At 41.4% G+C, this 3808-nt stretch carries 2 protein-coding genes and 3 tRNA genes; 4 read left to right on the top strand and 1 reads right to left on the bottom strand.

All coding sequences use genetic code 11. The features are described 5' to 3' along the window. The first annotated feature begins 28 nt into the window (after positions 1-28). The 4 genes from ACJHV0_RS05350 (at position 29) to ffh (ending at position 2183) form a co-directional block, all read left to right on the top strand. Positions 29-104 (top strand) — tRNA-Asn (locus ACJHV0_RS05350). Positions 105-275: 171 nt separating this feature from the next. Continuing rightward, a tRNA-Phe gene (locus ACJHV0_RS05345) sits at positions 276-351 on the top strand. Between the two features lie 5 nt (positions 352-356). Beyond that, positions 357-432, top strand: a tRNA-Asn gene (locus ACJHV0_RS05340). Positions 433-782: 350 nt separating this feature from the next. Beyond that, entirely contained in the window at positions 783-2183 is a 1401-nt protein-coding gene (gene ffh / locus ACJHV0_RS05335; RefSeq protein ID WP_483133586.1) for a signal recognition particle protein, read from the top strand. Between the two features lie 75 nt (positions 2184-2258). On the opposite strand, the gene ACJHV0_RS05330 is transcribed toward ffh, so the two are convergent. Next, the gene (locus ACJHV0_RS05330) at positions 2259-3806 is read right to left on the bottom strand and encodes a diflavin oxidoreductase (RefSeq protein WP_483133585.1); all 1548 of its coding nucleotides are present in this window, start codon (positions 3804-3806) and stop codon (positions 2259-2261) included. Positions 3807-3808: the final 2 nt, after the last annotated feature.

Below are 3808 nucleotides of genomic sequence, written 5' to 3'. Positions count from 1 at the left end.
TTCGATTCCGCCTCGAGGCACCATCTATTCCTCCTTAGTTCAGTCGGTAGAACGGTGGACTGTTAATCCATATGTCGCAGGTTCGAGTCCCGCAGGAGGAGCCATATTTTGAAGCCCTGATAAGAAATTATCGGGGTTTTTACTTTTTACAAATGCACAATTGAATGAGATTGTTCAATTTTTAGTATTACGCGATCAAAAAGGTTAAATTTCTGATAATTATATTTGACGAAGCCCTAAAAAATCAGCATAATGCACTCCGCAAATGACGAGTTGCCTCGATAGCTCAGTCGGTAGAGCAGGGGATTGAAAATCCCCGTGTCGGTGGTTCGATTCCGCCTCGAGGCACCATCTATTCCTCCTTAGTTCAGTCGGTAGAACGGTGGACTGTTAATCCATATGTCGCAGGTTCGAGTCCCGCAGGAGGAGCCATATTTTGAAGCCCTGATAAGAAATTATCGGGGCTTTTTCCTTTTTCGCACTTTCTTTTAATCGTTTTAACTGCTGTGCATAAAATTATAAAAAATTATGTGATTTACCTCTCATTTCTGAAACAAATATGAAAATTTTACTTCACTTTTAAGAAGTATTCGGAGTATTATCCTCAACACAATAATTAAATAATAATGATTCCTCGAATATCGTCAAATTTTACGACATAGCCTAAACCCCTATGTCGTTTTTTTCCCTATAATCCCACCGCTTTTTTTTGTATAATGTCCGCAATTTCCCGCTTGCAAGCGGTCATTTTTTTCTAAAATTTTGCAAATTGAGAACCCAATATGTTTGAGAACCTATCCGATAGACTTTCCAAAACCCTGCGTAACATTACGGGTAAAGGTCGTTTAACCGAAGAAAATATTAAAGACACCCTGCGTGAAGTGCGTATGGCATTGCTTGAGGCGGACGTTGCCCTACCTGTGGTGCGTGATTTTATCAATAAGGTCAAAGAGCGTGCGGTAGGCGTTGAGGTAAACAAAAGCCTTACGCCGGGTCAAGAATTCTTAAAAATCGTCCAAAGCGAATTAGAAAGTGCGATGGGCGAAGCCAATGAGGAACTCAACCTTGCGGCTCAACCGCCTGCAGTAATTTTAATGGCAGGTTTACAAGGGGCTGGTAAAACCACCTCGGTTGGTAAATTGGCGAAATTCTTAAAAGAACGCCACAAGAAAAAAGTATTAGTGGTCTCTGCGGACGTTTATCGCCCTGCGGCGATCAAACAGCTCCAAACGCTTGCTGAAGCGTTAAAAGTGGACTTCTACCCTACCGAAATCAGCCAAAAGCCGGTAGCGATTGCTGAAGCTGCTCTCAAATACGCCAAACTCAATTTCTTTGATGTGTTGATTGTTGATACTGCCGGTCGTTTGCACGTTGATGGCGAGATGATGGAAGAGATCCAACAAATCCACGCCGCCCTTAATCCAATTGAAACCTTGTTTACCGTTGATGCGATGACCGGTCAAGATGCGGCAAATACGGCAAAAGCGTTCAATGAAGCATTACCGCTCACCGGGGTAATTCTCACCAAAGTTGATGGTGATGCTCGTGGTGGTGCGGCACTTTCTATCCGCCAAATCACCGGCAAGCCGATTAAATTCTTGGGTGTGGGCGAGAAAACCGATGCGTTAGAACCGTTCCATCCTGATCGTGTCGCTTCCCGTATTTTAGGTATGGGCGATGTAATGTCGTTAATTGAAGACTTACAACGTTCGGTCGATCAAGAAAAAGCTGAGAAAATGGCGGCAAAATTCAAGAAAGGGGACGATTTCACCCTTGAAGATTTCCGTGAGCAGCTTATCGAAATGAAGAAAATGGGCGGTATGATGTCAATGCTCGACAAATTACCGGGTGCGAAAAATTTACCTGATCACGTTAAAAATCAAGTGGACGACAAAATGTTCGTGAAAATGGAAGCGATCATCAACTCTATGACGCTAAAAGAGCGAGCTAACCCCGATATTATCAAAGGCTCACGCCGTCGCCGTATAGCTTTAGGTTCAGGTACGCAGGTACAAGATGTCAATAAACTACTCAAACAATTTGACGATATGCAGCGTATGATGAAAAAAATGCGTAAAGGCGGAATGTCGAAAATGATGCGTGGAATGAAAGGCTTAATAGGCGGAGGAATGGGAGGCTTAGGTGGTCTTGGCAACTTAGGCGGAATGTTCGGCAAGCGGTAAAATTTTCACATTTTTTTGCAAAACACAAAGGCACAAATTCAGTTTTGTGCCTTTTTCATTGAAGAGTTTTAAAGATTAATATACATCTCGCATTAAACGCCCTTCTGCCACAAGCTGTGCAATGATATTATTAAAATCATCCACATAAGGCTGACCGCCGATTTCTTCCGCTATTTTAATGATTTCCGCATCAATGGCTTTGCTCATTGCCTTACTTCCACAAATGTAGAAATAAGCCCCTTGTTGAATCAATTTCCAAACGAGTTCGGCTTGGTTAGCTAAAGCGTTTTGCACATAAAACTTCTCCGCCTGATCGCGTGAGAATGCAGTAAATAGTTGCGTTAATGTGCCGTTGGCGAGATAGTTTTCCAATTCTGCTTGATAGAGAAAATCTTTCGAACGATAACGCTCCCCAAAAAATAGGTAGCTTTCCACATTTTGATATTGGCTTTCTAACTCTTGTAAAAAGGCAATATGCGGTGCAATACCTGTACCGGAACCAATCATTACTACAGGAGCATTTAAATGTTCAGGTAAACGGAAGTTTGGATTTGCTTTTGCAAAAATTGAAACAAATTCACCCGCTTGTAATTTGGCTAGATAGTCGCTCGCTGTGCCTTGGTAAGCTCTGCCGTTTAAATCATAATAGACGTGTCGAACGCATAAATCCACATAATCAGAGTGCGTTTTACCACAAGAGCTAATTGAATAAGCACGAGCGGATAAGTTGGATAACATCGGCTCTAAATCCGCTAATGTAACGGTTTTGTTCGGGTCAAAATCTTGTAGCACATCTAATAAATCTCGTCCGTATAAATATTGTTCTAGTGCTTTTTTGTTGGAAATTTTCGTTAAGTCTTTTAACGCTTGGCTGCCACAAATTTTTTGAATATCACGCAGCACATTTTTACTTAATAAGCGTAATTCTTTATTGCGTAATACATTGAGAGCCTGTGTATCATCAAACCACTCGGCATATTGGTTTAACAACTGTTCAGGCTGGTTTACTTTGATATAAATTAAATCCCCTGCTTGATAGAAAATACCGCTATTCTTAAGCGATAATCGAAGATGATAAACAGGCGGATTTGAATTGGCTAAATGCTTAATTTCTAGCACTTCGGCTTGATAAGTGGCATCTTCCCCATACACTTGAACGGAAAGCTGATGGGTTAGCGGAGCTTCATTAGGCTGAGTTAAAACCTGCTGCACAAGTGGCAACCACTGTTTAAAGATTTCTTGATAATTTAGGTCTGCATCTACCCTTTCAATCACGGCTTGGGCTTGTTTTGTCTGCAATAAGCTGTCTAACTGTTTGCTATAGCCACAGAATTTATCGTAAGTAATATCACCCAGTCCGAAAATGGCATATTTCACATTACAAGCGGTCAAATTTTCCAATTTTTCTGCAAATTCATCAGCATTTTCAGGTGGTTCGCCATCACCAAATGAACTGGTTAAAACCAGCAATAAGCTATTTGGTTTGAAAGTGGTTAAATCCGTTTCATTAAGGGTGGAAAGGCTCATTGAGTAGTGATTTAAAAACGGTTGTTGGGCTAACTGTTGGGCAAGTTTCTCTGCGTTGCCAGACTCTGAACCATAAGCGATGTGGATATGGGTAATGA

It is taken from the genome of Mannheimia sp. (genome assembly GCF_056854775.1).
The sequence above is the reverse complement of the archived record's forward strand: the minus strand, read 5'-3'. Positions and strand labels throughout refer to the sequence as shown.